This window comes from Pedobacter sp. 01N416, from assembly GCF_056399685.1.
The window spans coordinates 1-1,119 of record NZ_JBFTRT010000911.1 but is presented as its reverse complement, the minus strand read 5'-3'; the positions used below and the strand labels follow the sequence as shown (position 1 = coordinate 1,119).

Below are 1,119 nucleotides of genomic sequence, written 5' to 3'. Positions count from 1 at the left end.
AGACATTGCTATACTACATCCATAAACAGGGCGGTTAAGTCCTAGTAATTATTATAATAATAACTGATATCATCAACCAGCTGGTTGTAAATGGGTTTGGTAAATTCTAAAAACAAAGCACTGGGTGGTGGAGGCAGTTGCTCCCTCCTTCGGGTAATGGCCAATTGTTGTTTACTGAGCGCCCTATCATCACCTTTATAGGTTGCCCAATTATCTCTCCATACATAAGTTCCAGGGAATTTCTGCTGGCGTACCAGTTTTTTTGTGCTCCAATCGGTAATGCTCATATCCAATAATCCCGACGAAGAGATGTTCTTTTCGAAAATACTTAAGGTGGCTTTAACCGTGCCGTAAATTGGTTTTTTCTCACGGGTTTCGCCAATTACCACACTGTCGCGTTTCAACTTTTCTACCCTTTCTTTTACATAGGTTTGGCCTACCACAAAATCATCAAAGTTTAAACTCAATACCTGATCGGGAACAATTTTTTGATCTGTTGCCTGGGCCTCGCCATAAAATATCACAAACTTATTTCTCGAGTAATTTCCAATAAACTGATCGATCTGCTGTTGAAAATAATCAGCGCTTAATTTGTACATGCCGCTGTTTACAATAATCGGCTGTACCACAACCCTGGTTACCGCTGCCCAATAAGCATCCTCCATTTTGGCTTTGGCATCTTTATAATTTGGCTGAAGATTCTGTGTTTTCTCAAATTCGTAGTATGCCTTTTTTGCCGACTGGCGGTTATTTTCTCTCAAATAGCCCAAACCTGAGTTATACCTTGCGGCAGCAGCATTGTATTTGCTATCAGCAAGTTCATTGATGTATTTTGTCGGACCTGGAACAACCGTTAAACAGGCTGGGCAGCTATTGATCTCATCAGCCAATTGATTAATTTTTTGATAATCGTACATCACCGATTCCCATCTGAAAAGGTCGTTAGACATTTTAGCCTCTTCAATTTTTCTTAAATGATCCTGTAAGGCCAAATCGTATCCTGTTTTTAGCACCTCCATAGCCTCACTATTTTTTGGCGAGTTTTGCAGCCTGCTTACTGCTTTAGCAACCGAAGCATCGTAATCACCTTTTTGTAAGGCTTTTTTTCCTGTGGTACAT

At 40.3% G+C, this 1,119-nt stretch carries 1 protein-coding gene; it reads right to left on the bottom strand.

Annotation, left to right across the window (positions count from 1 at the left end; translation table 11 throughout):
* Positions 1–41: 41 nt before the first annotated feature.
* A partial coding sequence (locus AC1DND_RS28330; protein ID WP_477586237.1) for a hypothetical protein occupies positions 42–1,119 on the bottom strand: 1,078 nt, incomplete at its 5' end.